This window comes from Stanieria cyanosphaera PCC 7437, from assembly GCF_000317575.1.
Lineage (GTDB): Bacteria > Cyanobacteriota > Cyanobacteriia > Cyanobacteriales > Xenococcaceae > Stanieria > Stanieria cyanosphaera.
The window spans coordinates 3764953-3786232 of sequence record NC_019748.1 but is presented as its reverse complement, the minus strand read 5'-3'; the positions used below and the strand labels follow the sequence as shown (position 1 = coordinate 3786232).

Below are 21280 nucleotides of genomic sequence, written 5' to 3'. Positions count from 1 at the left end.
ATTAATTTTGGTGTTGAGCTAAACAAAACCTTTTTTTGGTTACTTACTCAACACCAATTTTTAATTGTGTACAGAAATTACAATTTAACAAGTTATTAAAATTCAGATATTAAAAAATGCAACAAGCTTAAAAACCCATTTCACTAGCTACAGTTTTCAAATCAGCTTTGATTTTCTGCTTGATCGAGTTACTGCTATATTCAATAGCATTACTAGGGTCTTTAAGTCCATTTCCGGTCAGAACACAAACTACAGTTGCTTGATTTGGAAGATGTTCTTTTTGTTTTAATAATCCAGCAACAGAAGCAGCACTAGCAGGTTCACAAAAAATTCCTTCTTGTGAAGCTAATAAACGATAAGCCTCAAGTATTTCTTGGTCGGTTACTGGATGAAATTCACCTTGACTGTGTTGTTGAACAGCGATCGCTTTTTCCCAATTAGCGGGATTTCCGATTCTAATTGCGGTAGCAATCGTTTCTGGATTGGGAATCGGTTTACCTGCAATAAAAGGGGCTGCACCTGCTGCTTGAAAACCCATCATTTTTGGTAAGCGAGCGCATTTGCCTTGTTGATGATATTCAGTAAAACCCATCCAATAGGCGGTAATGTTACCAGCATTTCCCACAGGAATACAGAGCCAATCAGGAGCATCACCTAAAACATCAACAACTTCAAAAGCAGCAGTCTTTTGTCCTTGAAGACGATAAGGGTTGACTGAATTAACTAGAGTAACAGGATAATTTTCCGACATTTTCCGGACTATAGTTAAAGCATCATCAAAATTCCCCTCAATCGCAATTACTTCTGCACCATAAAGTAAAGCTTGTGCTAATTTACCTAAAGCTACATAACCGTCAGGAATAACGACGAAAGCTCGCATCCCTGCACGACGAGCATAAGCTGCTGCTGCTGCTGAAGTATTTCCTGTGCTAGCGCAAATTACAGCCTTTGCTCCTGCTTCTTTGGCTTTGGTAATCGCCATAGTCATACCCCGGTCTTTAAAGCTACCAGTCGGATTAAGCCCATCGTACTTTACATATACTTGGACTCCTCGACCAATGGCTTGAGAGAGCGCAGGCGCAGGAATTAGAGGTGTATTACCCTCCAGTAAGGTAACTACAGGAGTAGTATCACTTACTGGTAAGTAAGGACGATAAGCTTCAATTAAACCAGGCCAGTTAGTTGAATACCTGGTCATACTAGGCATTTCAGATAAATCAGCAGCAGAAATACTCACAGTCACAAGCGATTAATCAATTATGGTTTGTTAGTCTTTACAGTTATTAGCTTAATTTTACTGTTCGCTAATAACAACTTCAGACCTTATTTTACCTTGTGACCTGTTTTCAGTCACTGACTTAGATTTATAACCATCTTTACGATTACTGCGGTTGTTTTTGCGTTTGATGAGTGGTTTGGGTACACCAGATTGAGGAACTTCCCAATCAGTCTTCATCCATGGAGGACAATTTTGGTCATAAACCATTTGTAAAGCAGCAGCAGCGATCGCTTGGGGATCGTATTCGTCACTTAATTCCCTGACTAAAGGTAAAAAGGATGCCATTCTTTCGCCAGATAAAGTTTCTTGTACTTGAGCTTGGAGTTTAGCCAGTCTTTTAGCTTCTACCTCGGTACGGCTAGGAATCTTGTTAATTTCTAATCTTTGGCGGAGACGATGCTCAATTTGTCTTAAAGTACGGCGATCAATTGGTTGGACTAAAGCGATCGCAGTTCCATGTTTGCCAGCACGACCAGTACGACCAATACGATGAATGTAAGTTTCAGCATTATCTGGTAAATCGTAATTGATTACGTGAGTTAAGTTTTCTACGTCTAAACCACGAGCAGCAATGTCTGTCGCTACTATCATTTTGATTTTTCCATCTCGAAAACGTTGAACTAAACGTTCTCTTTGAATTTGACTCAAATCACCATGATATTCATCAACACTGTGACCCGCCTCTTGAAGTTTGCTAGTTAATTCGCTGGCAGTTTTTTTGGTTCGGACAAAAATAATTGCTGAATCGATTTCTTCTATTTCTAAAATCGGTTGTAAAGCTTGGTTTTTGTGCCAACCACGAGGAACCATGTAGGCTTGTTGATTAATTCTGGCAGGAGCAGCTTTAGGCTGTTCAACGGTTACCATGATCGGTGATTTGAGAAATTGCTGAATCAAATCTTTGATTTCTCGAGGCATAGTTGCTGAGAAACAAGCTGTTTGTCGCTGTTTTGAAGCTTGTTGCAAGATTTTTTTGACATCATCGATAAAACCCATACTCAACATTTCATCGGATTCATCGAGTACAGCTAAACGTACCTGATCCAAACTTAATTCTTTTCTTTCGAGTAAATCAATAATTCTTCCTGGAGTACCTACAACAACCTGCACTCCTTTCCTCAAACTACGAATTTGTCGCTCAATAGATTGACCACCATAAACAGTAAGCACGTAAATTCTGCGATTACTTGCAAAATCGTTGATTGCCTGTCCTACTTGTTGAGCTAATTCTCTAGTTGGTGTCAGAATTAAACCTTGAACTGCTTTATTGCGACTATCAATCAAATCCAACATCGGCAGTGAAAATGCTGCTGTTTTGCCTGTTCCTGTTTGAGATTGCCCTACTAAATCGCGACCTTCTAATAAAGAAGGGATTGCTTGTTGTTGTATTTGAGTTGGTTCAACAAAACCAAGTTCTTCTAATTGTTGTACGCAAGTATCTGATAATCCTAAGCTTTTGAAAGTAACTGTCATAATTAATTTTTTGGTTTTTGATTTAGAGTTTAGGTTTGGTATAAAAAACTTTACATTGGTCAAGAAATTAACGATATTGATTGCTTAGTTCGTTAAATTCTCATTTACTAGCAAATCTCTCTTAAACATTTGAACAATAACTAAATAATTTCTCCATAAAGGTCGTATATGTCTGCTGCGGTAATTTCAACCGAGACAATCGAGCCAAGAGAGGCTTCCCCACGAACATAAATTAAGCCATCTACTTCGGGTGCAAATCTTGCTGAACGACCAATTAATTCTCCTGTATGAGGATTTTCTTGTTCAATTAAGACATCAACTGTTTTACCAACACAAGCTTTATTTTTGCGCGCAGCAATAGGTTGTTGAATCTGCATCAGTTTCTCTCGGCGAGCTTCCATAACTTCTGGTGCAACTTGCTCACTCATCGTGTAGGCTGAGGTTCCTTCTTCAGCAGAAAAAGTAAATACGCCCACATGATCGAATTGATGACGTTGGACAAATTGCACTAAATGTTGAAAATGCTCTTCTGTTTCTCCAGGAAAACCAACAATAAAAGTTGTTCGTAAAATTGCCTCTGGTAATTCCGTTTTAATCCGTTCAATGATGGCATCATTAACCCTTCCTTGCCAAGGGCGATTCATTGCCTTAAGTATTGTTGGATGAGAATGCTGTAAGGGTAAATCTAAATAAGGCAGAACGTTAGGGGTATCTCTGATTGCTGCAATTACTTGAGGAGTTAATCCTGTCGGATAGGCGTAATGAATTCTAATCCAAGGTACATCTACCTTGCCTAATTCTCTTAACAAATCGGCTAGTCTGGGTTCTCCATATAAATCTAACCCATAGTTAGTTGTGATTTGAGAGATGAGAATGATTTCTTGTACTCCTTCGGCTGCCAGTTGTTTGGCTTCGGCAACAATTGATTCTATTGAGCGCGATCGCTGATTTCCTCTCAAATGAGGAATGATACAAAAAGCACAACGATAATCACATCCTTCAGCTACTCGCAAATAAGCTACACCTTCAGTCGTTGTCCGATACCGAGGTACAGTTTCATCGGCAATATAAGTAGGTTGTGTAGATATTTCTTTAACTTTTTCTCCTATTTCTACTCGCTCAACAACGTTAACTATTTTGTGATAGTCTCCGCTGCCTACGACTGCTACTGTTTCAGGCAATTCTTCTAGCAGTTGCTCTTGAAAGTGTTGAGCCATGCAGCCCGTTACTATAATTTTTTTGTTGGCTTCCGCTAGTTCTACTAAAGTACGAACTGATTCTTCTCTAGCTGCTTGAATAAAACTGCAAGTATTAACTATAACATAATCAGCTACTTCTTCGTTAGAATCAACTTGATAACCAGCTTGAGCTAGTAAGCCTAGCATATGTTCTGAATCGACACGATTTTTTTCACATCCTAGATGAGAAATCGCAATAGTTGGCTTATCTGCCATATATAATTTGGAATAACTAGAGTATACAAAGGACTAGGATTATATGTGAGGTCAGAATCTAATATCTCTGTTGTGGTTGGAGCGTATCTATGAAAACTGATCGCCTCCCTAGTTTGACGGTTAGATATGCCGAGGTCTTCTCGGCATATAGAATCGCCGTGTTGACTCGATAGTTATCTGCAAGACTAGTATAAAGATATTGCCTCTGACTAACCTTTTGGTTATAAGGTTTTTTTACTATTGTAATTATAAACCTATTGTTAAGACATATTAACATGGTTTTGACAAAAAACTTATTTTTTGAATCTTATACTTGAAAAAAATTACTATCTGTCTTTCAGTTAACGTGATCTCGGCGCAGAGTGGACTCGCCTTAATTTTTCAGTACATTTTTATTACAAAACTAACTGATAGTTAATCATCAAAGTTGCGCAGGAGAAAATACTAATTCAATATCTAGATCTATTTAGATAAAATTTTCTAGTGCTTCCATTAGTCTGAGATAATAATAGATTTTGAAGAGATGACGTAAAATGCTGTCTTTGCCTAAGGAAAATTTAAGTGGACTTAAAACAAATTTTTAAAACAAATAATCCAATTATTGGTGTAGTTCATCTATTACCTTTGCCTACTTCTCCGCGTTGGGGAGGAAATTTAAAAGCGGTCATATCAAGAGCAGAACAAGAAGCTACAGCCTTAGCAGCAGGTGGAGTTGACGGCATTATCGTCGAGAACTTTTTTGATGCTCCTTTTGCTAAAGAAGGCGTTGATCCCGCCATAGTTAGTGCGATGACCGTCATTGTTGATCGTCTAAAAAATATGGTGATGTTACCAATTGGTATTAATATACTACGAAATGATAGTCACAGTGCAATGGCAGTAGCTGCTTGTGTAGAAGCCGAGTTTATTCGAGTTAATGTTTTGACGGGTGTAATGGCAACTGATCAAGGTTTGATCGAAGGACAAGCTCATCAATTATTACGCTATCGCAGAGAATTAGGTGCTACAGTCGGAATTTTAGCAGATGTCTTAGTTAAACACGCACGTCCTTTAGGAACACCTAATTTAACTACTGCCGTACAAGATACTATTGAACGAGGTTTAGCTGATGGGGTAATACTTTCTGGATGGGCAACAGGAAGTCCACCTAATCTTGAAGATTTAGAATTAGCTTCAGCAGCAGCAGGCGATACTCCCGTTTTTATTGGTAGTGGTGCTAATTGGGAAAATATTACCAGACTAATGCAAGCTGCCGATGGTGTGATCGTAGCTAGTTCTCTTAAGCGTAAAGGTAAAATAACCGAAACTATCGATCCGCTTAGAGTTACTCAGTTTGTGGAAGCAGCTAGAGACACTGTTAAAGAAAAAGAGCAACAAAAATCAGTTTCCTCAGTCAAATTAGCTAAATAAGGCTACAATCAAAGTCAATTAAAAATTTTTATTTTTGTCGCATTCAGTATCAATAATTGCTATGCGCCGTCGACGTTCTCTTCCTTGGATTTATCGTTGGTCCCGACCTTTAATAGGTGCGATCGCTATCGCTGGAGCCATTTTGACTGCTTACCTCACTGTTACTAAACTAACTGGAGGAGAGGTAGTTTGTTCAGCCGAGGCAACTGCTGCTACTAGTAGTTGTAGCGATGTCCTCAATAGTCCTTATGCGACTATCTTTGGCTTACCATTAACTTTATTTGGTTTTTTAGCTTATATCAGCATGGCGATTTTCGCTCTTAGCCCTCTGATAATTAAACCAGATGGTAATAAAGAACTCAAACGAAATCTAGATAATTGGACTTGGTTGCTACTATTAGCTGGTGGCACAGGCATGGCAGTTTTTAGCAGTTATTTAATGTATGTACTATTTTTTAAACTGCAAGCCGTTTGTTACTACTGTATTGGCTCTGCTTTATTTTCTTGGACTTTATTGACTTTAGCTATTATGGGACGAGAGTGGGAAGATATTGGTCAAATTTTCTTTACAGTTGTGATCGTGGCATTGTTGACTCTCGTAGGTACTTTGGGAGTTTATGCTAATGTTGATAATCCAATAGGAGAGACACCAGATCAAGATGGATTAATTGTTATTCCACAAGCTCAAACTTCACCGGAACCACCGATAGGTTGGGAAATTACCACAACTTCAGGGGAAGCGGAGATTGCTTTAGCAAAACATTTAACAGAAATTGGGGTAAAAAACTACGGTGCTTTTTGGTGTCCTCATTGTTACGAACAAAAGCAGTTATTAGGGAAAGAAGCTTTTAGCGAAATTGACTATATTGAGTGTGATCCTCAAGGAAAAAATCCTCAAAGACAAGCTTGTGTAACAGCAGGAATTAAATCTTTTCCAACATGGGAAATTAAAGGAAAATTTTATCCAGGAGTACAAACGCCACAACAATTAGCAGAATTATCTGAATATAAAGGCTCAATGGATTTTAAATATAAACTTCCTTAAACACTAGTTTTCAAACTAGCTAGGCTTAAATGAAATAAAAATTTCTGCTCAACCTAAACTAAATTTAAATGTAATCTCCATAATTAAAAATATTTCAAAGACGTTCTCCTCATCAAGTTATTTACTGAGAACGTCTATTTTTTGTCTAATTATAATTTTTTTTCAGGGTTTAATGTTTCTAGAGTTTTTATGAATTTTTCATTTCTTTCGATAGATTTTTAATACTTAAATTAAGAAAAAAATAAACTCAGAGTAACAAAAGTTAGATAAAAGTGCATAACGTAGCTTTTGACTAAGAGAAAAAAATATGAACGAACCTAATGATTATTTACAATCAACCAACCAAAATCAAATTTTAGTTAAAGTAGAACAAATTTTAGAGCAGCGAATAAAACAGATAGCAACTCAAGCTTATCAAGTAGAAATCTTGAAAATTTATCAGGATTTATTACAAGTTATCTGGAATAAAATTTTACCTACTTTAGGACAAGTAACAGTAATGGCTATTATGGAAAGAGCTTTAGTTTTGACTAAAGAAAAGTATTCTTTGATTCGTTATCTTCATATAACTCCTCAAGGAATTTCCTTTGAAGAATTATTTTTACGGTTAAAACAAGAAGAAGAATTAATAATACAAGAAGCTCTCAAAAAATTAGTTGTTAATGTTTTTGATATGTTAATAATGTTAACTGGAGATATTTTAATCCAACAACTTGTGGTTGAACTTGAAAATAGAAAAACTTTTTAATTTTAAAAAAACTAATTTTGTATATAGAATTTTATAATAAGCTTTAATATACCAAAATTTAAAATTAATATTTAAAAAGCAAATGAATTTTAATTATTTATTAACTCTCAGTAGTTTAGGTTTATTTTCAGGTTTTTTGGCTGGGATATTTGGTATTGGCGGTGGTACTGTTTTAGTACCAATAATTAAGGCTTTTGGTTATACTCCAGTACAAGCAGTTGCTACCAGCAGTTTAGCTATTATTATGACTTCTGTTTCTGGTAGTATTCAAAATTGGCGAATGGGATACTTAAATTTTCGACGAGTAATTTTATTAGGATTACCCTCGATCGCTACTGCCCAAATAGGAGCTTTTTTAGCTAGTAATATTCCTGGAGCTATTCTATTAATTGCTTTTGGAATTTTTTTGATAATTAATATATTTCTAACTAATTTTCGTAAACGATTAGTTACTACTAACTTCAAAACAAGAGAAACAAACACTAATCCTAGTCTTGCCAGACTTATCACTGGTGGTACTGCTGGTTTTTTAGCTGGTTTATTTGGGATTGGTGGTGGTGTAATTATGGTTCCTTTACAAATACTTTTGTTAGGAGAACAAATTAAAGTAGCAATTCAAACTAGTTTAGGAGTAATTGTAATTACTTCAATTTCTGCTTGTCTTGGCCACGCTTATCAAGGCAATATTTTATGGTTAGAAGGAATTATTTTAGGTTTAGGTGGATTAGTTGGAGCCCAAATCAGTACTCGCTTTTTACCTAAGTTACCTGACAAAGCTGTTAGTTTTGGTTTTAACATTTTATTGGGAATTTTAGCAATTTATATTTTTTGGCAAGCTTGGCAGATTTATTACCTATAATTATTTAATTAATAATAACTTTTAAGTATTTGAATAAATAAAAGAGTTTTTTTAGAGGAATTTTTGAATTGTTTGGGTAACAAGTATGAAGTTAATTAATTACAGTATATTTAGTAAAATTATTAATACCAATTAGTTAACTCTGAACATTTTTCAATGTTTTCTACAATTATGCCATTATTTTGGTTGGTCAAAGTATTGTTTAACTCGAAATTATTAACAGAATTATTATTAATTAAAAACCGAGTAAAATTAAGTACTTGCTGTTGTTGTTGAGCATCGAGTTGTTGTAGTTTAGTAATAATTTGTTTTTCAATTAAAGAGTTAGTCATTTGGATTATCTCCTGTGTAGATAAGAATTATATTTTGCATGATAAATTTACTTTAATTGTATTTTAAAACATTTGCAATACAAAAGCAAGGATCTCAAAGGTCAAATAATCGAAGTTGGAAATTAAGAGTATTTGCTTAATCTCTGTCAGATAGATGAAAATCAACCGAATCTCATTCTTGCTATTTTACTTTTGTAGCCTCAAAAAAGTTTTGACTGCGGAGATTCTTCGCCTCGCTCAGAATTGGTGTACTGTTCACTACTTATTTTTAGGCTTTATCCCCTCTGAGAGTGTTGTCGATCGCGAAAATAAGCAATACTATTAAAGGCTGAATCGGGGATTATTACTACGTGAAAATATGCCCAAAGCTCAAATTATTGGATTAGGAAGATCGGGAATTGCTGCTGCTAAATTACTCAGTCAAGATGGGTGGGAAGTTACAATTGCTGATGCTGCTAGTGAAGAAAATCTGATTTCTCGCTCTAATCGAAGCGAATTTCAAGCCTTAAAAGCAAAATTGGCACAAGAGAAGATTAAACTTCAACTAGGTCAACCTCAATTGCTCAATTCGGCAGATTTACCCAAATTGCTAGTTGTTAGTCCTGGCGTTCCTTGGGATCTCCCTCCATTGATTGAGGCAAGAGAAAAAAAAATTGACACAATTGGAGAAATTGAACTCGCTTGGCGTTATCTCAAATCAGTACCTTGGGTAGGAATTACAGGTACTAACGGCAAAACTACGACAACAGCTTTAATTGCAGCAATTTTTCAAGCTGCGGGATTGAATGCGCCTGCTTGTGGCAATATTGGTTATGCAGCCTGTGAATTAGCTCTAGAAAAAACTAATGATCAATCTTTTGATTGGATTGTCGCTGAATTGAGTAGTTATCAAATTGAATCATCCGAGCAACTTTCACCACAAATAGGAGTTTGGACTACTTTTACTCCCGATCATCTCAGTCGTCACAAAACCCTAGAAAATTATTACAAGATCAAAGCTTCTTTGCTACATCGTAGTCGCCACAAAATTTTTAATGGAGATGATCCCTATTTACGTAAAGTAGGAGAAGAACAATGGCAAAATGCTTATTGGACAAGTATTAAAGGCAAAGACCGCTTAATTTGTTCGACCGAACGAGGGGTTTATCTTGAAGATGGATGGGTAGTAGCTTTCGGAGAGTTAATTTTACCAATCTCGTTATTTAAGATGCCTGGAGTACATAATCAACAAAACTTACTAATGGCAGTAGCAGCAACTAAATTAGCTGGAATTGATCAAGGCGCGATCGCATCAGCTATTGCTACTTTTTCTGGTGTACCTCATCGTTTGGAGTATATTCGCACTTTTAAGGGAATTGATTTTATTAATGATAGTAAAGCAACTAATTACGATGCAGCAGAAGTAGGGTTAGCTTCTGTAGATGCGCCAGTGATTTTAATTGCAGGGGGAGAGGCGAAAGAAGGAGAGGATTTAGCTTGGATTGAGAAAATCAAACAAAAAGCAGCAACTGTTTTATTAATTGGAGAAGCTGCACCTACTTTTGCTCAAAGATTAACTGAATGTGGTTATAATTCCTTTGAAATTGTCGAAACAATGGCAAATGCTGTAATTAGAAGTGTAGAATTAGCCAAACAAAAAAACGCTGAAGTAGTTTTATTGTCTCCTGCCTGTGCTAGTTTCGATCAATATCGCAGTTTTGAACATCGAGGCGATGATTTTCGTCAACTTTGTCAAGAGTTATCATAACCAAGTAGAAACAGAACGCAAAACTGGAGGAATAGGGGTATCAGGGGGAAACTCTAACATCGTTTCGCGATCGCCCAAATAACCCGATTCACTAAAAGACATTAACATTCTGCTTAAAGCTACCCAAACGTCGCGGTCAAATTCCCAATCTTTGTCACGAGAAGTATAACAAGCGATCGCTTTTAACGCCCAAAAGTAGCTATTTCTGACAATAGAACCTCCTTTTTTATAGGGAGGTAAATCTTCATGATTAATAAATAAGATGTCGTCTTGGAGTGTAACTCTCATAAAACAGTAATCAGTGATTATTTTGACTAGGAGAACACTAGGAAAGGAAAGAGTAACTTTTCACCATTTTTATACTATCTCCAGGTTTTCAGTTGCTTGTCACTCTATGAAGAAATGGATAATTTCTGCTTTATTAACTTCGTCTTATCACAACAAGATTAGCTGCTTATTTTTTTACCTTTAAGATGTCACAGTATTTTTGTCTAAGTTCTTAAAATATTTTGAATTGATAAAAGTGGAGTTGCAGAAGTTTCAATAAATTTAATTAATCCAACCACGTTTTTTTTATTATTTCTTTCTCAAGATCAAACTGATTTGCATTGGTATCGTTTGAATTATTAATTGACAAAATTATGACAATTTAGAGATAGTTGCGAGAGTTGTTTTTTTGATGTACTTCCCGACTACCTCTACCTTTTCTACTCTTTTTTCCTTTTCAGTATTCGACCGAGCTTATATATTATCTGCCACCAACTACAACATTTTTAATTCTAAGATGAGGTCCTCCAACACTTACAGGTAGAGGCATCTGTCCTCCTTTACCACAACCGCCATTAGTAAAGAGGGTATCGTTACCAATTGCTTCAATATCTTTGAGAGTTTGAAATACATTCCCTGTTAAAGTCACATCGCTGACGGGTTCGGCAATTTTACCATTACGGATCATATAACCTTCTGCTGCTGCAAAAGTAAACATTTCTCCGTTGGTTTGTCCGCCTAACATTCTGACAGCATAAACTCCTTCCTCAATATCACTAATCATGTCTTCAAAAGGAGTATTTCCTGGTTCAATAGCTGTATTCGTCATCCGAACAATAGGAGGATAGTTGGCACGGAGCGCCCTCGCATTACCCGTCGGTTGTTCCTGCATTTTTCCTGCGGTTTCTCTCGAATGAAGACGTTGAGTTAAAACTCCATTTTTAATCAGATATTTTCTTTGTCCAGGAACTCCTTCATCATCGTATTTAATTGAACCAGGTAGATTTTCCAAAGTAGCATCATCAATTACATTGAGTTGTTCGATCCCTAACGGTTTACCAATGGTTAAAAGTTCTTGCATACGGGGATTTTCATAAACAAAATCTGCTTCCGATAAATGTCCAAAAGCTTCGTGAATAAACACACCTGATAGATAAGGGTCAAGAATAACGGTATATTGTCCACCTTTGACCGAATTTGCTTCTAATTGATTAACTGCTCGTTTAGCTGCACCTAATACTCGGTCTTCAACACCAATTAAACTATTAAAATCATCTCTAGAATGAATCGATTCAAAACCTTGACGAACAATTCCGCCTTCGCCTCTTGCGATCGCGCCAAATCTACCAGTAACATCTAATCTTTCTTGAACAATACAACTACCAACCGAATTAACAAAGTAATTGGTAGTAAAAACATCACCCAAACTGCTCATTGTAGTTTGAATGCGTGGGTCATATTCTAAAATTAACTGGTTGTAAGCTTCTAAAATTTGACGTTTATCTTGCAGAGAAACACCACGAGGATCTCGTTTTAGTTCGACTTTAACATAATCTTCGATGGTAGCGATCGCAGCTAGTTGAGTAGTTTCTTTACCAACCAATTTTGCCTGAGCAATAGCTTCTTCAATTCTTGGTTTTAACTCTTCTAAACCATTAAAAGTAACAAAACTCCAACCACCTTGATGACAAGCACGTATTCCACCTGCCAAAGCAAAACTACGATTGACTGCATCTAATTGTTTGCCTCGAAAAGCTAAACTAGTTGATTCACTCTGTTCGACTCTAATTTCTAAATAATCAACTGAATTGCGATAAGTAGCAATTGCATCTTGTAACCGCTCAGTAGTTGAATTTTCCATAATATTTGCTTTTTAAATTGAGCTACTACTTTTAAGATACCAAGTGAAACTATCACCAGGGGCTTTTTTTGCTTGAAACCATTGCCCGATGATCATCGTTGTAACTTTTAAATGCTCTATGCCAACAGGGTTTTAGTATTATATCTAATTTATCTTGACAAGCGATCTCTTAAAAAAAATGTTTGCTACAGATAGAAAAATAAGGACGTAGTATATTACGTCCCTAGCACAATCTAATTAAAATTAAATTTCATCCCAACCGCCAATTCCAGAAGACATGACATAACTAGTAACTCCAGCTTCAAAGAAATTAGCCTTTGTATGACCTTCTTTTTTGGTATCAGAGAAACGTTCTAAATGCCTGTAAGGACTCTTTTGATATTTTTCCTGTGGATAAAGTGGTTCTAAACCAATTGCTTTCAATCTAAGATTGGCTAAATACTTGGTGTATTGTTCGGTACTTCCTTCAGTAACCCCTAAAATATGATCTCCGACAATATGATTAGTCCACTTAACTTCATGTTGTACTGCCGTGTCAAACATTTCATAAATTTGATCCACTGAATGAATAAATAATTGTCGCGCTTCAGGAATAAGTTTTTGATAAAGTCTGACGTGACTTAATTCATCACGATTAATCATTTTAAAAATATCCGCACTTCCTGGCATTAACATCCGTGAAGCTAAATTATAAAAATAAATAAAGCCATTGTAGAAATAAATGCCTTCCAATAAATAATCTGCCAGTAAAGCGGTAAAATAATTTTCCGCAGTAGGATGATCGATGTATTTTTGATAAAGTCCAGCAATAAATTGACAACGATCTGCTAAAACTTTATCTGTACGCCAGAAATCATAAACCGTACTTCTGCGATCGCTAGGAATGACTGTTTCGATAATATATTGATAACTTTGGTTGTGCATTCCCTCTTGAGAAATTTGTTCTGCCATACACAAACTTACTTCTGGTGCAGTAACACAACTTTTGAGGTGCGGGATATTGCAAGTTTGAACAGAATCTAAAAAGGTAAGATAACTCAAAATGCCATCATAGGCATATCTCTCTTCAGCAGTTAAATTCCAATAATCAGTGACATCTTGAGTCAGATCAAGTTTTTGCGGAATCCAAAAGTTTTCCCGCATTTGTTGATACAATCCAATTGCCCAAGAATAGCGGACATCGTTTAGTTGCATTAAATTAGTTGTCTTACCAAACCAAATCGAGCGATTTTCAATTCTGTCGTCTCCTTGAGGATTAAAAATTGGATTGGCTAACATTTTGTTTTGATCGGATAAAAAAGAAGTCATAAGTACGGTTTGAGCAAGTTAATCTCTAAGATTATCCTATATGTAGTGTTTTAGCTTAACAAAATCAGTTTTATAACGCTATATCTATATATAATTACTATTTTAGGTGAGGAAAAATATCAATTTTAAAAATTCCGAACGAGAATTCTCACTCTATCCTTTGAGATAGATACGCCCCAAATATCGCTCTTGTGAATCAATTAGTTACTCATCAAAAAGTAAAGCTAAACTGTTAATTATTAACAGCAATCAGGCAGTGCCTCGCCAAAGAAAACATCACGCTATCAATTTTTAAGATTCCGAACCTTCTACTAATTCACTCTGCTCACCTGGGTAAAAGCGATTGTCGAGAATTTCTGTGACAGTATAAAGACAACTGAAAGGAAAGGTTTGTTCTGGTAAATTAGTTTCTCCCATCGCTAAATCTCTAGCATTTTCATACGCTTCCTCTAACGCCTCATCAAGATAAGGTTTGAGACTTGGATTATCTTTCAGTAATTGTATAGTGTCACGACGTTGAATACGAATTGTCGCTAGCCAACTACGACTGCGATGTTGAGGTTGATATTGCCATTTTAATAGATGTCCAATCAGCACACTTAGACGGTTGCGAAGTTCCTGTCGTTGCTGCTTACCCAAAGATTCAATCTCCTCAATCAAGTTTGGCAAGTCAACCTGATTCCATTGTTGTTCACGAAGCAAGACTGCTTGTGTCTGTGTCCAAGCATAAAAATCAGTTTCGTAGAGATTTGATGAAGGCATTGAAGTCTTTGCCGTCTTTGAGTTTGCTTCAGGCATTTGCATCATATCATTTCAATCATACTTTTTTTATAGTAAAGGTTGTGTTCAGGACAAGGCTTAGAGAGAGACAATCAATCAATTGCCTCTACTACAACAATGAAAAACTTTAATTAGCGCAAGCTACACAAGTATCGTTTGACTCTTTGAAATCGTCTTTTTGTACAGTACGGATATAATATACTGCCTTACAACCTGATTCCCAGGCCAAAATTAGAGTTTCATAGATATCTTTAGCTTTGAGACATCTTTCAGGTTCGTTAGGAAAATATACGCCTTGATTAAGATTAAAGAGTAATTCCATCGAAATACCCGTATCAATCCACTTTTGCATCGTAGCAACTGCTTTAACTACTTTTCTCTGGTCTAAAGACTTATTTTCGGGGTAAAACCAAAAGAAATCCTGAAGGAAAGGTGGGGCGATGGGAACAGCACCCTTAGCCCATTTATCATAGAAAAACTTGCTATAAGCAGGTAAAACGCTAGCTGTACAACCTTGAACCAAAGAAGAAGAAGTATTAGGAGCGATCGCGCTAATATGGGAATTACGAATGCCGTGTGTTTGAATATCTTGAGATAGATTTACCCAACGTTCTTGATCTCTAGCGTTTTCTAAAAACCATTCTAGAGGTTTAGCACCAATTAATTTCCCTTTACTCCATTCACTACCTGCAAAGGCGGAATATGCACCTCTTTCTTTGGCTAATTCCATTGAAGCATGGGTACACCAATAGCCAAATTCTTCAAACAGATAGCTAATTTCGCTCAGATGATCATAAGTTAAACGTCTTTTTGCCAACCAATCAGCTAAACCCATACAACCTACGCCAATGGTGCGGTATTTATCGTTATGGTTTTTTGAAGCTGCAAAAGGAGGGTTAGTTAGATCGATGGTATTATCTAAAATTCGGACTGCTAACTGACAGATATTAGGTAGTTCGGTTTCTTCTGTGTTAGCTAGATTAATCGAAACCAAATTACAACAGTGGCTTTCTACTCCTGGTTTAACATTACTAAAGCTTTCACAACATAAATTAACCCCAGGAATGTAACCTTCGTGTTGATTGGGATTTGCCCGATTAATAGTATCTTTAAACGCCAAATAGGGCATTCCCGTTTCTACCTGCGATCGCATGATCTCTTTAAACAATTCGCGGGCGTTAATTTTTTTGTAGAGAGTAATTGTTTGATCTAGTTCTGATTCAATCTGACGATAAGCAGTTTCAAATTGTTCGCCCCATAAGGTGGCAAGTTCAATTCCTAATTTCGTTCTAACTTCATAGGGATCTACTAATGTCCATTCTTGTTTAGCTACTACCCTACGCATGAATTCATCAGTAATAACTAGCTGGGGAAAGACATCATAAGCTTTACGGCGTTGATCTCCATTTTCTGTTTGCATTTCCAGGAATTCTGGAACATCCAAATGCCAAATATCAACACCAACGGTAACCGCACCAGCCCTACGCCCGCCTTGATTAACCGCGATCGCAGTATCATTGAGTAATTTAATCCAAGGTACAACTCCACCAGAGGCATTTTTCTTGCCCATTACCCAGCTTCCAGTTGACCGAATTCTACTGACATTGACCCCAACCCCACCACCATTCTTGGAAATTCTGGCAGTATTAGTAATTTCACCAAAAATACTTTCTAAATTGTCGTCAATCGCCGTAATAAAACAACTACTTAAAGAACCGTTCGGAATTCTTAAATTAGCTAAAATTGGTGTAGCTAGAGAAATTTTTCTACGAGCGATCGCTTCATAAAACTGTTGAGCAACTATTAATCTTTGCTGAGGTGCTTCTACTGAGGCGAGTAATAAAGCACAAGTCAAAAACGCTTCTTGTGGCAATTCATCAGGCAACAGATAGCGTTTAGTTAACAAAACTGCCCCAGCATAATCATAATCTTTGTCCCATTCTTGATTGATCCAAGTTCCTGCCAAAGATAATTCTTCAGTAGAATAAGTGAGGATTTGGCGATCATATTGATTTGCTTCGACTTGTAATCTTACTGTCTTAGCGTAATCTCCATAGCCATAACCACGACTCACAATCACATCTTTCCAGAGATTCCAGATATGTAATCTACCTGCTACATAACGCCATTCTGGTTCAGAAGGACTACACATTCCCAAGGCGCAATCGATTAAATTATCTTGAATTTCTCTGGTAGTAACCCCATTTTTTAGTCTAGTGGTGAGTCCAGCTTCCAAAGTAATAGGATTAACTTCTTTGCCCTCACAAGCCCACTCTACCACAGAGCGAATTTTAGCAATATTGAGGAGAGTAGTAGAACCATCTCTCCTAATCACCTGAATATTACTGGTATTGTGTGTAAGAAGGTTGGGTTGTGGCGATAGGGTTTGTTGCATATGCTTCTTGAAACAAGTTAATTACCTGGATTTATAATATAACCCAACTTTTTATACATCTAGTGTCTTTCGTGGAAGATTAAGCTTTTATTACTCTACATCTAGTTATTCTGGCTGAGTATTAAGATTAATTTTTAGCAACTCAATGTCAAATCAAATACAATTTATCAGCGATCGCTAGTCAGCAGTTATAGCAGTTCTCACGCTCTATGAGGTACACTCGTTCGATACTGATTGAGCGTTGATTGTTAATGGTTAATTGAAAACTAAGCTTAAGTTTGATCAGAAATTGACAAATCCTTTTCGTTACTAGCGAATAAATTGGCAAGTGGCGATTATAATTTGAAAATATTCAGATAATAGCGACTCACTTTAATTAACTAATTGTTTAGTGAACCATCAAAGTAACGAAACCTATCTCAACCATCCTACTTTTGGTCTTCTCTATCGCATTTGCCTGATTGAAAATGATCGGGAACTGTTTACTACTCTCTACGCTCAACGTCTTTTCTTTATCGTAGTTATTACTTCGGGTAACTTAACCTTTGAGCCAATTAGCCGTTCTGATGCTCGTTTATTGGTGGAAAATCGGTTACGGAAATTACGCCAGAGTAATGTTTCCCATGAATATCAAAAACTTAATCAAGTTTATCAACAAACTTTTCAATAGTTCATCGTTGGGGAATCTCTTGCCAGAAAAAAGGAATAGCTAGTAGTCCTGCTATTAACTGGATACCTCCAAAAATAGCTAAAGACCAGCCAAAACCAAAATCAAGAAGTTCGCCAAAAATTAAACTACCAATACCAAATCCAGTAAACAGAGTAAATACCTTAAGCCCCATAGTTTGTCCTAGGTTATCATCATCGCTCAAATCCGTTACAATACCGACGAATAGAGGCTGAGTTAAGTCGTAACCTAACGATAGTATCAAAATAAGAATAGTGGTTTCTAGTGGGGAAATCTCAAAAATCATGGCAATGCCAGCTAATGCAGCCATTAATAGCCCAATGGGAATCAGCCAACGTCTTCCCCAACGATCAACGGCTTTGCCAATTAACGTATTGAACAACAGTCCAGGAATACCATATCCAAGAATGGTCAAACCAATGTTAAGGGCATTCATATCAAATCGTTGTGATAGATAAAGTCCTAGCCAGGTAAAAACACCAGCATGGTAAATACCATTCCACAAAACATAGCCGTATGTTCGTTGCCCTCGAAAAGTTTGCAAAATTTTACTATAGCCTTGAAATACTTGACGGAATGTAGGTAATTTTTTTACTTGAGCCGTATCGAACATCGCACCATAGCGATTCAAACGCCAAAGTACTAATCCTGCCATCACAGCAGTACCGATGAATAACATCCGCCAACCGACAAAAGGTTCAAGAATCGATCCTCCAGCAGAACCAGCAGCCATACCTCCTTCCATTGCAGCAAAGATCAGCCCTAGTTTGCTACCTCGTTGGTCAAAGGGAAACAAATCGCCGACCAGAGCAAACGTTAGAGGAATCACTCCACTAGCACCAATCCCGGTTAGCAGTCGCCACATTGCCATTTGATCAGCAGTTTGAGATGTTGCGGTTAAACCTGTGCAAATAACAAAAATAATCAGAGAAAGACGAATGATTGACCAGCGACCAAAACGATCAGATAAAATTCCATAGAATAACGCCGTCAGAGCATAAGCCAACATATAGATAGGAACAATCATGCCTATTTCCTGGACAGAAACGTTAAAAATCTCTGCCAAACTGGGAATTAGTGGTGCAATCATGTATCCTTGAAGGAAAATTAGACCTGCTGCGATCGCTAAAAGTCGAAAAAGATTTCTATGCTTTCTTAATCTTAGTGCCAGATCAGATGGTTCTGTATGGCGTTGGGGATCAAGATTATTTTTCTGATTCATTACATACTGATTTCTCTACTATAATCAGTTTAACTATAATTTTAAATCTATTCATATCCAGACTCCCAAACCGAAATAGTAATTCGGTCTTTAGAATCTCGCTCTACTTTTCCTTCCAAGTTATCTACTTTGAAAAAACTAAACTTAGTTTCTCGTGAATATACTTGTCTCAGTTTTTCTGTTACATCTGATGGTGCATTACCGCCCAAAAGTTCATTTAAGGTTTCTTGCATGGCATCCAAACTAATTGATGAAGCTAAAGCAATATCAGTTTGACGAATTTTACCTGTACCATCAGATTTATAACTAAGATTAACTTGGTTAGGCACAATGTCTTGATAAACTAGGGTGCGACTATCTTTTTGCCAGTCTTGTCTTTCGGAAGTCGGTTTACCCAAAGTACTGACAAGCTGATTTTCTGAACTTCCTGTTCTAATAATGGGAACATTTATTTCTGGTTGAGGTTCGGGTTGGGGTTCAGGTTCGGTTTTTGTATCGATTACTACTTCAGGAGGTTCTGATTCTAACTCGGATTCTGGTTCAGATTCTTCTAAACTATTGTTTGCTTCTAATTCTGATTTAGTTTGATTTTCTGCTTTAGGTTTGACTTTTGGTTTGTTTGGTTTAACAAGTTCTGGAAAAGTTTTGATTGCAGGAAAAGACTCAGTTTGCTCGGTTGGTTCTTCTAGAGTTGCTTGTGGTAATGGTTGAGAACGATTATTCCATATATTTGATAAGAAACTAAAGCCAACGACAAATGCACCAACACTTAAACCTCCTGCTAATAATAAAAAGAGAAATAAATTAACTAACCAATTATCTGACTTTTTTTCCTCAAAAGAATCAACTTTTACTGCTGCTGTATTACCCTTTTGACGAGGAATATGATAGTTATTTTGATTAGTTCCTTGTTTTGGTGCTACTACCAAAGTTTTTTTGGTCAAATTTTGCCAAGGTACAGAAGAGTCTAACGCCTCTAACATTTCTCTAGCAGTAGTAAAGCGATCGCGTGGATGAAATTTGATCGCTTGAGTTAAAATTGCTACTAACTTGGGATCAATATTGCTCGCATATTCTTGCCAGATAATTTCACCTGTACCAGGATCGCTTTGTAAGTCTTGAGGAGATTTTCCTGTGAGGAGAAAGATAGCTGTTAATCCCAAACTGTATAAATCGCTAGAATAAACAGGACGACCAGCAGCTTGTTCTGAAGGCATATAACCAGGAGTTCCAATTGCAGCAGAAAAAGCACTACTATTATTAGTATTAACTACAGTTGCGATCGCTTCTTTAACTGCGCCAAAATCAATTAATACTGGTAAATTATCTTGATATCTAATAATAATATTTTCTGGTTTAATATCTCGATGAATGATGCGTTTACTATGAACAAAATCTAATACAGGTAAAAGCTGCACTAAAATTTGTCGGACTTCTCTAGCATCCAAATTTCCTTCATTCTGCCACTTCTCGGCTAAAGTAACTCCTTCAATCCATTCTTGAACTAGATAAAATTTATCTGCTTCGGAAAAATAAGCATAAAGACAAGGAATTTGGCGATTACCATCGCCTAACTCTTCTAAAATCGCTGCTTCTCGCTGAAATCTCTCTTTAACCCATTCAGGAAGATGTGGTTGTTCAACAATTGGTTTAAGCTGCTTAAGAACACATTTTCTTTGGGAAGGCATATGAGTATCTTCAGCTAAGTATGTTTCTCCAAAGCCTCCTCTGCCAATAGTTTCTAAAATACGATAGCGGTTATTTAGTAGTGCAGCTTTCATACAATTACCAGTTATCAGTTAGAGATATTCTCTATGAGCGATAGGGATTAAGCGATACCTCGTCCGTTATTGATAAAAATGATTATTTTAAATCTAATAGACCTTGTTCTTTAAGTTTAGGATTAAAACGGATATCCATTGTGACCCCTCTTTGTTTCAATTGTTCCTTGACTTGTTCCTCTATTCTTCTAGCAACTTTTTTTAGTATTTTAATTTGTCCTAATTCATCGCTTACTTGATATTGTGCCTTTTCTTCTTCTGTCATAGCAAATTTAGTATCAATCGGTTGATTCCACAGAACTTCTTGTTCGCCGTTACCTGGAGGAATTTTTCCATTTTCTGCAATCCAAGTTTGACGTATTTCTTCTAAAATAGTGCGGTTAGGACGATCAATAGTTTGTATTTTCAACCAATAACAACTTTGAGGTTGACGAACTAAATGTTGTTTCAGACTAAGATAAATATCGCGAGAATAACCAATAAATTGTAAAGTTTTTTCTTGGTCAAAAATTGCGTAAACTCCTATTTTTCCTTGAAAGTCTTCATTAAGACAACCTTGCTCATTTAGATAATAAATGTAGTCAAGAGTAGCAAGAGTTGAGATTTCGGTTTGGGCAGTCATAATTGATTT

At 36.5% G+C, this 21280-nt stretch carries 18 protein-coding genes; 6 read left to right on the top strand and 12 right to left on the bottom strand.

Annotated elements, in window-relative coordinates:
• Positions 1 to 127: 127 nt before the first annotated feature.
• The 3 genes from thrC to rimO form a co-directional block, all read right to left on the bottom strand.
• Complete coding sequence (gene thrC, locus STA7437_RS16410; RefSeq protein WP_041620099.1) at positions 128 to 1207, bottom strand: threonine synthase; 1080 nt, start codon at positions 1205 to 1207, stop codon at positions 128 to 130.
• A gap of 87 nt (positions 1208 to 1294) precedes the next feature.
• A complete protein-coding gene (locus tag STA7437_RS16405; RefSeq protein ID WP_015194510.1) occupies positions 1295 to 2752 on the bottom strand; it encodes a DEAD/DEAH box helicase in 1458 nt (485 codons plus the stop codon).
• Positions 2753 to 2892: 140 nt separating this feature from the next.
• Positions 2893 to 4206, bottom strand: coding sequence for a 30S ribosomal protein S12 methylthiotransferase RimO (rimO, locus tag STA7437_RS16400; RefSeq protein WP_015194509.1), 1314 nt, complete (start codon positions 4204 to 4206; stop codon positions 2893 to 2895).
• 561 nt (positions 4207 to 4767) lie between these two features.
• On the opposite strand from rimO, the gene btpA reads away from it, so the two are divergent.
• The 4 genes from btpA to STA7437_RS16380 all read left to right on the top strand — a co-directional run bounded on the left by btpA (position 4768) and on the right by STA7437_RS16380 (position 8268).
• Positions 4768 to 5616: a photosystem I biogenesis protein BtpA gene (btpA, locus tag STA7437_RS16395; RefSeq protein ID WP_015194508.1), complete on the top strand. Its 849-nt coding sequence runs from the start codon at positions 4768 to 4770 to the stop codon at positions 5614 to 5616.
• Between the two features lie 61 nt (positions 5617 to 5677).
• The gene (locus STA7437_RS16390) at positions 5678 to 6661 is read left to right on the top strand and encodes a vitamin K epoxide reductase family protein (RefSeq protein ID WP_015194507.1); all 984 of its coding nucleotides are present in this window, start codon (positions 5678 to 5680) and stop codon (positions 6659 to 6661) included.
• A 307-nt stretch (positions 6662 to 6968) separates the two neighbouring features.
• Positions 6969 to 7409, top strand: a complete 441-nt coding sequence (locus STA7437_RS16385) for a hypothetical protein (protein ID WP_015194506.1) — start codon at positions 6969 to 6971, stop codon at positions 7407 to 7409.
• Positions 7410 to 7491: 82 nt separating this feature from the next.
• On the top strand, positions 7492 to 8268 hold the full coding sequence (locus tag STA7437_RS16380; RefSeq protein WP_015194505.1) for a sulfite exporter TauE/SafE family protein: 777 nt from the start codon (positions 7492 to 7494) through the stop codon (positions 8266 to 8268).
• Positions 8269 to 8390: 122 nt separating this feature from the next.
• On the opposite strand, the gene STA7437_RS16375 is transcribed toward STA7437_RS16380, so the two are convergent.
• Positions 8391 to 8600, bottom strand: a complete 210-nt coding sequence (locus tag STA7437_RS16375; RefSeq protein WP_015194504.1) for a hypothetical protein — start codon at positions 8598 to 8600, stop codon at positions 8391 to 8393.
• A 358-nt stretch (positions 8601 to 8958) separates the two neighbouring features.
• Between STA7437_RS16375 and murD the strand changes: the two genes are divergently transcribed.
• Positions 8959 to 10347 carry a UDP-N-acetylmuramoyl-L-alanine--D-glutamate ligase gene (gene murD / locus STA7437_RS16370; RefSeq protein ID WP_015194503.1) on the top strand — a complete coding sequence of 463 codons (1389 nt, stop codon included), beginning with the start codon at positions 8959 to 8961 and terminating at the stop codon, positions 10345 to 10347.
• On the opposite strand, the gene STA7437_RS16365 is transcribed toward murD, so the two are convergent.
• From STA7437_RS16365 to STA7437_RS16345, 5 genes are all read right to left on the bottom strand, one after another.
• Positions 10342 to 10635 (bottom strand): hypothetical protein, encoded by a 294-nt coding sequence (locus STA7437_RS16365; RefSeq protein ID WP_015194502.1) that lies wholly within the window; start codon positions 10633 to 10635, stop codon positions 10342 to 10344. The two genes, murD and STA7437_RS16365, sit on opposite strands and share 6 nt — an antisense overlap.
• Before the next feature lie 460 nt (positions 10636 to 11095).
• Positions 11096 to 12475, bottom strand: a complete 1380-nt coding sequence (locus STA7437_RS16360; RefSeq protein WP_015194501.1) for a TldD/PmbA family protein — start codon at positions 12473 to 12475, stop codon at positions 11096 to 11098.
• A 243-nt stretch (positions 12476 to 12718) separates the two neighbouring features.
• Complete coding sequence (locus tag STA7437_RS16355) at positions 12719 to 13753, bottom strand: ribonucleotide-diphosphate reductase subunit beta (protein WP_041620098.1); 1035 nt, start codon at positions 13751 to 13753, stop codon at positions 12719 to 12721.
• Between the two features lie 321 nt (positions 13754 to 14074).
• Entirely contained in the window at positions 14075 to 14590 is a 516-nt protein-coding gene (locus STA7437_RS16350; RefSeq protein ID WP_015194499.1) for a DUF29 domain-containing protein, read from the bottom strand.
• 100 nt (positions 14591 to 14690) lie between these two features.
• Positions 14691 to 16958: a ribonucleoside-diphosphate reductase subunit alpha gene (locus STA7437_RS16345; RefSeq protein ID WP_015194498.1), complete on the bottom strand. Its 2268-nt coding sequence runs from the start codon at positions 16956 to 16958 to the stop codon at positions 14691 to 14693.
• A 391-nt stretch (positions 16959 to 17349) separates the two neighbouring features.
• Here STA7437_RS16345 and pipX point away from each other — a divergent pair, with 391 nt between their 5' ends.
• The gene (gene pipX / locus STA7437_RS16340) at positions 17350 to 17628 is read left to right on the top strand and encodes a transcriptional coactivator PipX (protein ID WP_015194497.1); all 279 of its coding nucleotides are present in this window, start codon (positions 17350 to 17352) and stop codon (positions 17626 to 17628) included.
• A 1-nt stretch (position 17629) separates the two neighbouring features.
• On the opposite strand, the gene STA7437_RS16335 is transcribed toward pipX, so the two are convergent.
• From STA7437_RS16335 to STA7437_RS16325, 3 genes are all read right to left on the bottom strand, one after another.
• Positions 17630 to 18868, bottom strand: a complete 1239-nt coding sequence (locus tag STA7437_RS16335; RefSeq protein WP_015194496.1) for an MFS transporter — start codon at positions 18866 to 18868, stop codon at positions 17630 to 17632.
• A gap of 47 nt (positions 18869 to 18915) precedes the next feature.
• Positions 18916 to 20649: a serine/threonine-protein kinase gene (locus STA7437_RS16330; RefSeq protein ID WP_015194495.1), complete on the bottom strand. Its 1734-nt coding sequence runs from the start codon at positions 20647 to 20649 to the stop codon at positions 18916 to 18918.
• An 82-nt stretch (positions 20650 to 20731) separates the two neighbouring features.
• A complete protein-coding gene (locus STA7437_RS16325; RefSeq protein ID WP_015194494.1) occupies positions 20732 to 21271 on the bottom strand; it encodes a GIY-YIG nuclease family protein in 540 nt (179 codons plus the stop codon).
• Positions 21272 to 21280: the final 9 nt, after the last annotated feature.

What these genes read in the sequence shown, in the direction of transcription:
- murD (WP_015194503.1), top strand. Translation starts at nt 8,959, where the DNA reads ATGCCCAAAGCTCAAATTATTGGATTAGGAAGATCGGGAATTGCTGCT.
- STA7437_RS16365 (WP_015194502.1), bottom strand. Translation starts at nt 10,635, where the DNA reads ATGAGAGTTACACTCCAAGACGACATCTTATTTATTAATCATGAAGAT.
- STA7437_RS16375 (WP_015194504.1), bottom strand. Translation starts at nt 8,600, where the DNA reads ATGACTAACTCTTTAATTGAAAAACAAATTATTACTAAACTACAACAA.
- rimO (WP_015194509.1), bottom strand. Translation starts at nt 4,206, where the DNA reads ATGGCAGATAAGCCAACTATTGCGATTTCTCATCTAGGATGTGAAAAA.
- STA7437_RS16345 (WP_015194498.1), bottom strand. Translation starts at nt 16,958, where the DNA reads ATGCAACAAACCCTATCGCCACAACCCAACCTTCTTACACACAATACC.
- thrC (WP_041620099.1), bottom strand. Translation starts at nt 1,207, where the DNA reads ATGCCTAGTATGACCAGGTATTCAACTAACTGGCCTGGTTTAATTGAA.
- STA7437_RS16355 (WP_041620098.1), bottom strand. Translation starts at nt 13,753, where the DNA reads ATGTTAGCCAATCCAATTTTTAATCCTCAAGGAGACGACAGAATTGAA.
- STA7437_RS16380 (WP_015194505.1), top strand. Translation starts at nt 7,492, where the DNA reads ATGAATTTTAATTATTTATTAACTCTCAGTAGTTTAGGTTTATTTTCA.
- STA7437_RS16390 (WP_015194507.1), top strand. Translation starts at nt 5,678, where the DNA reads ATGCGCCGTCGACGTTCTCTTCCTTGGATTTATCGTTGGTCCCGACCT.
- STA7437_RS16360 (WP_015194501.1), bottom strand. Translation starts at nt 12,475, where the DNA reads ATGGAAAATTCAACTACTGAGCGGTTACAAGATGCAATTGCTACTTAT.
- STA7437_RS16325 (WP_015194494.1), bottom strand. Translation starts at nt 21,271, where the DNA reads ATGACTGCCCAAACCGAAATCTCAACTCTTGCTACTCTTGACTACATT.
- STA7437_RS16335 (WP_015194496.1), bottom strand. Translation starts at nt 18,868, where the DNA reads ATGAATCAGAAAAATAATCTTGATCCCCAACGCCATACAGAACCATCT.
- STA7437_RS16385 (WP_015194506.1), top strand. Translation starts at nt 6,969, where the DNA reads ATGAACGAACCTAATGATTATTTACAATCAACCAACCAAAATCAAATT.
- STA7437_RS16330 (WP_015194495.1), bottom strand. Translation starts at nt 20,649, where the DNA reads ATGAAAGCTGCACTACTAAATAACCGCTATCGTATTTTAGAAACTATT.
- STA7437_RS16405 (WP_015194510.1), bottom strand. Translation starts at nt 2,752, where the DNA reads ATGACAGTTACTTTCAAAAGCTTAGGATTATCAGATACTTGCGTACAA.
- STA7437_RS16350 (WP_015194499.1), bottom strand. Translation starts at nt 14,590, where the DNA reads ATGATGCAAATGCCTGAAGCAAACTCAAAGACGGCAAAGACTTCAATG.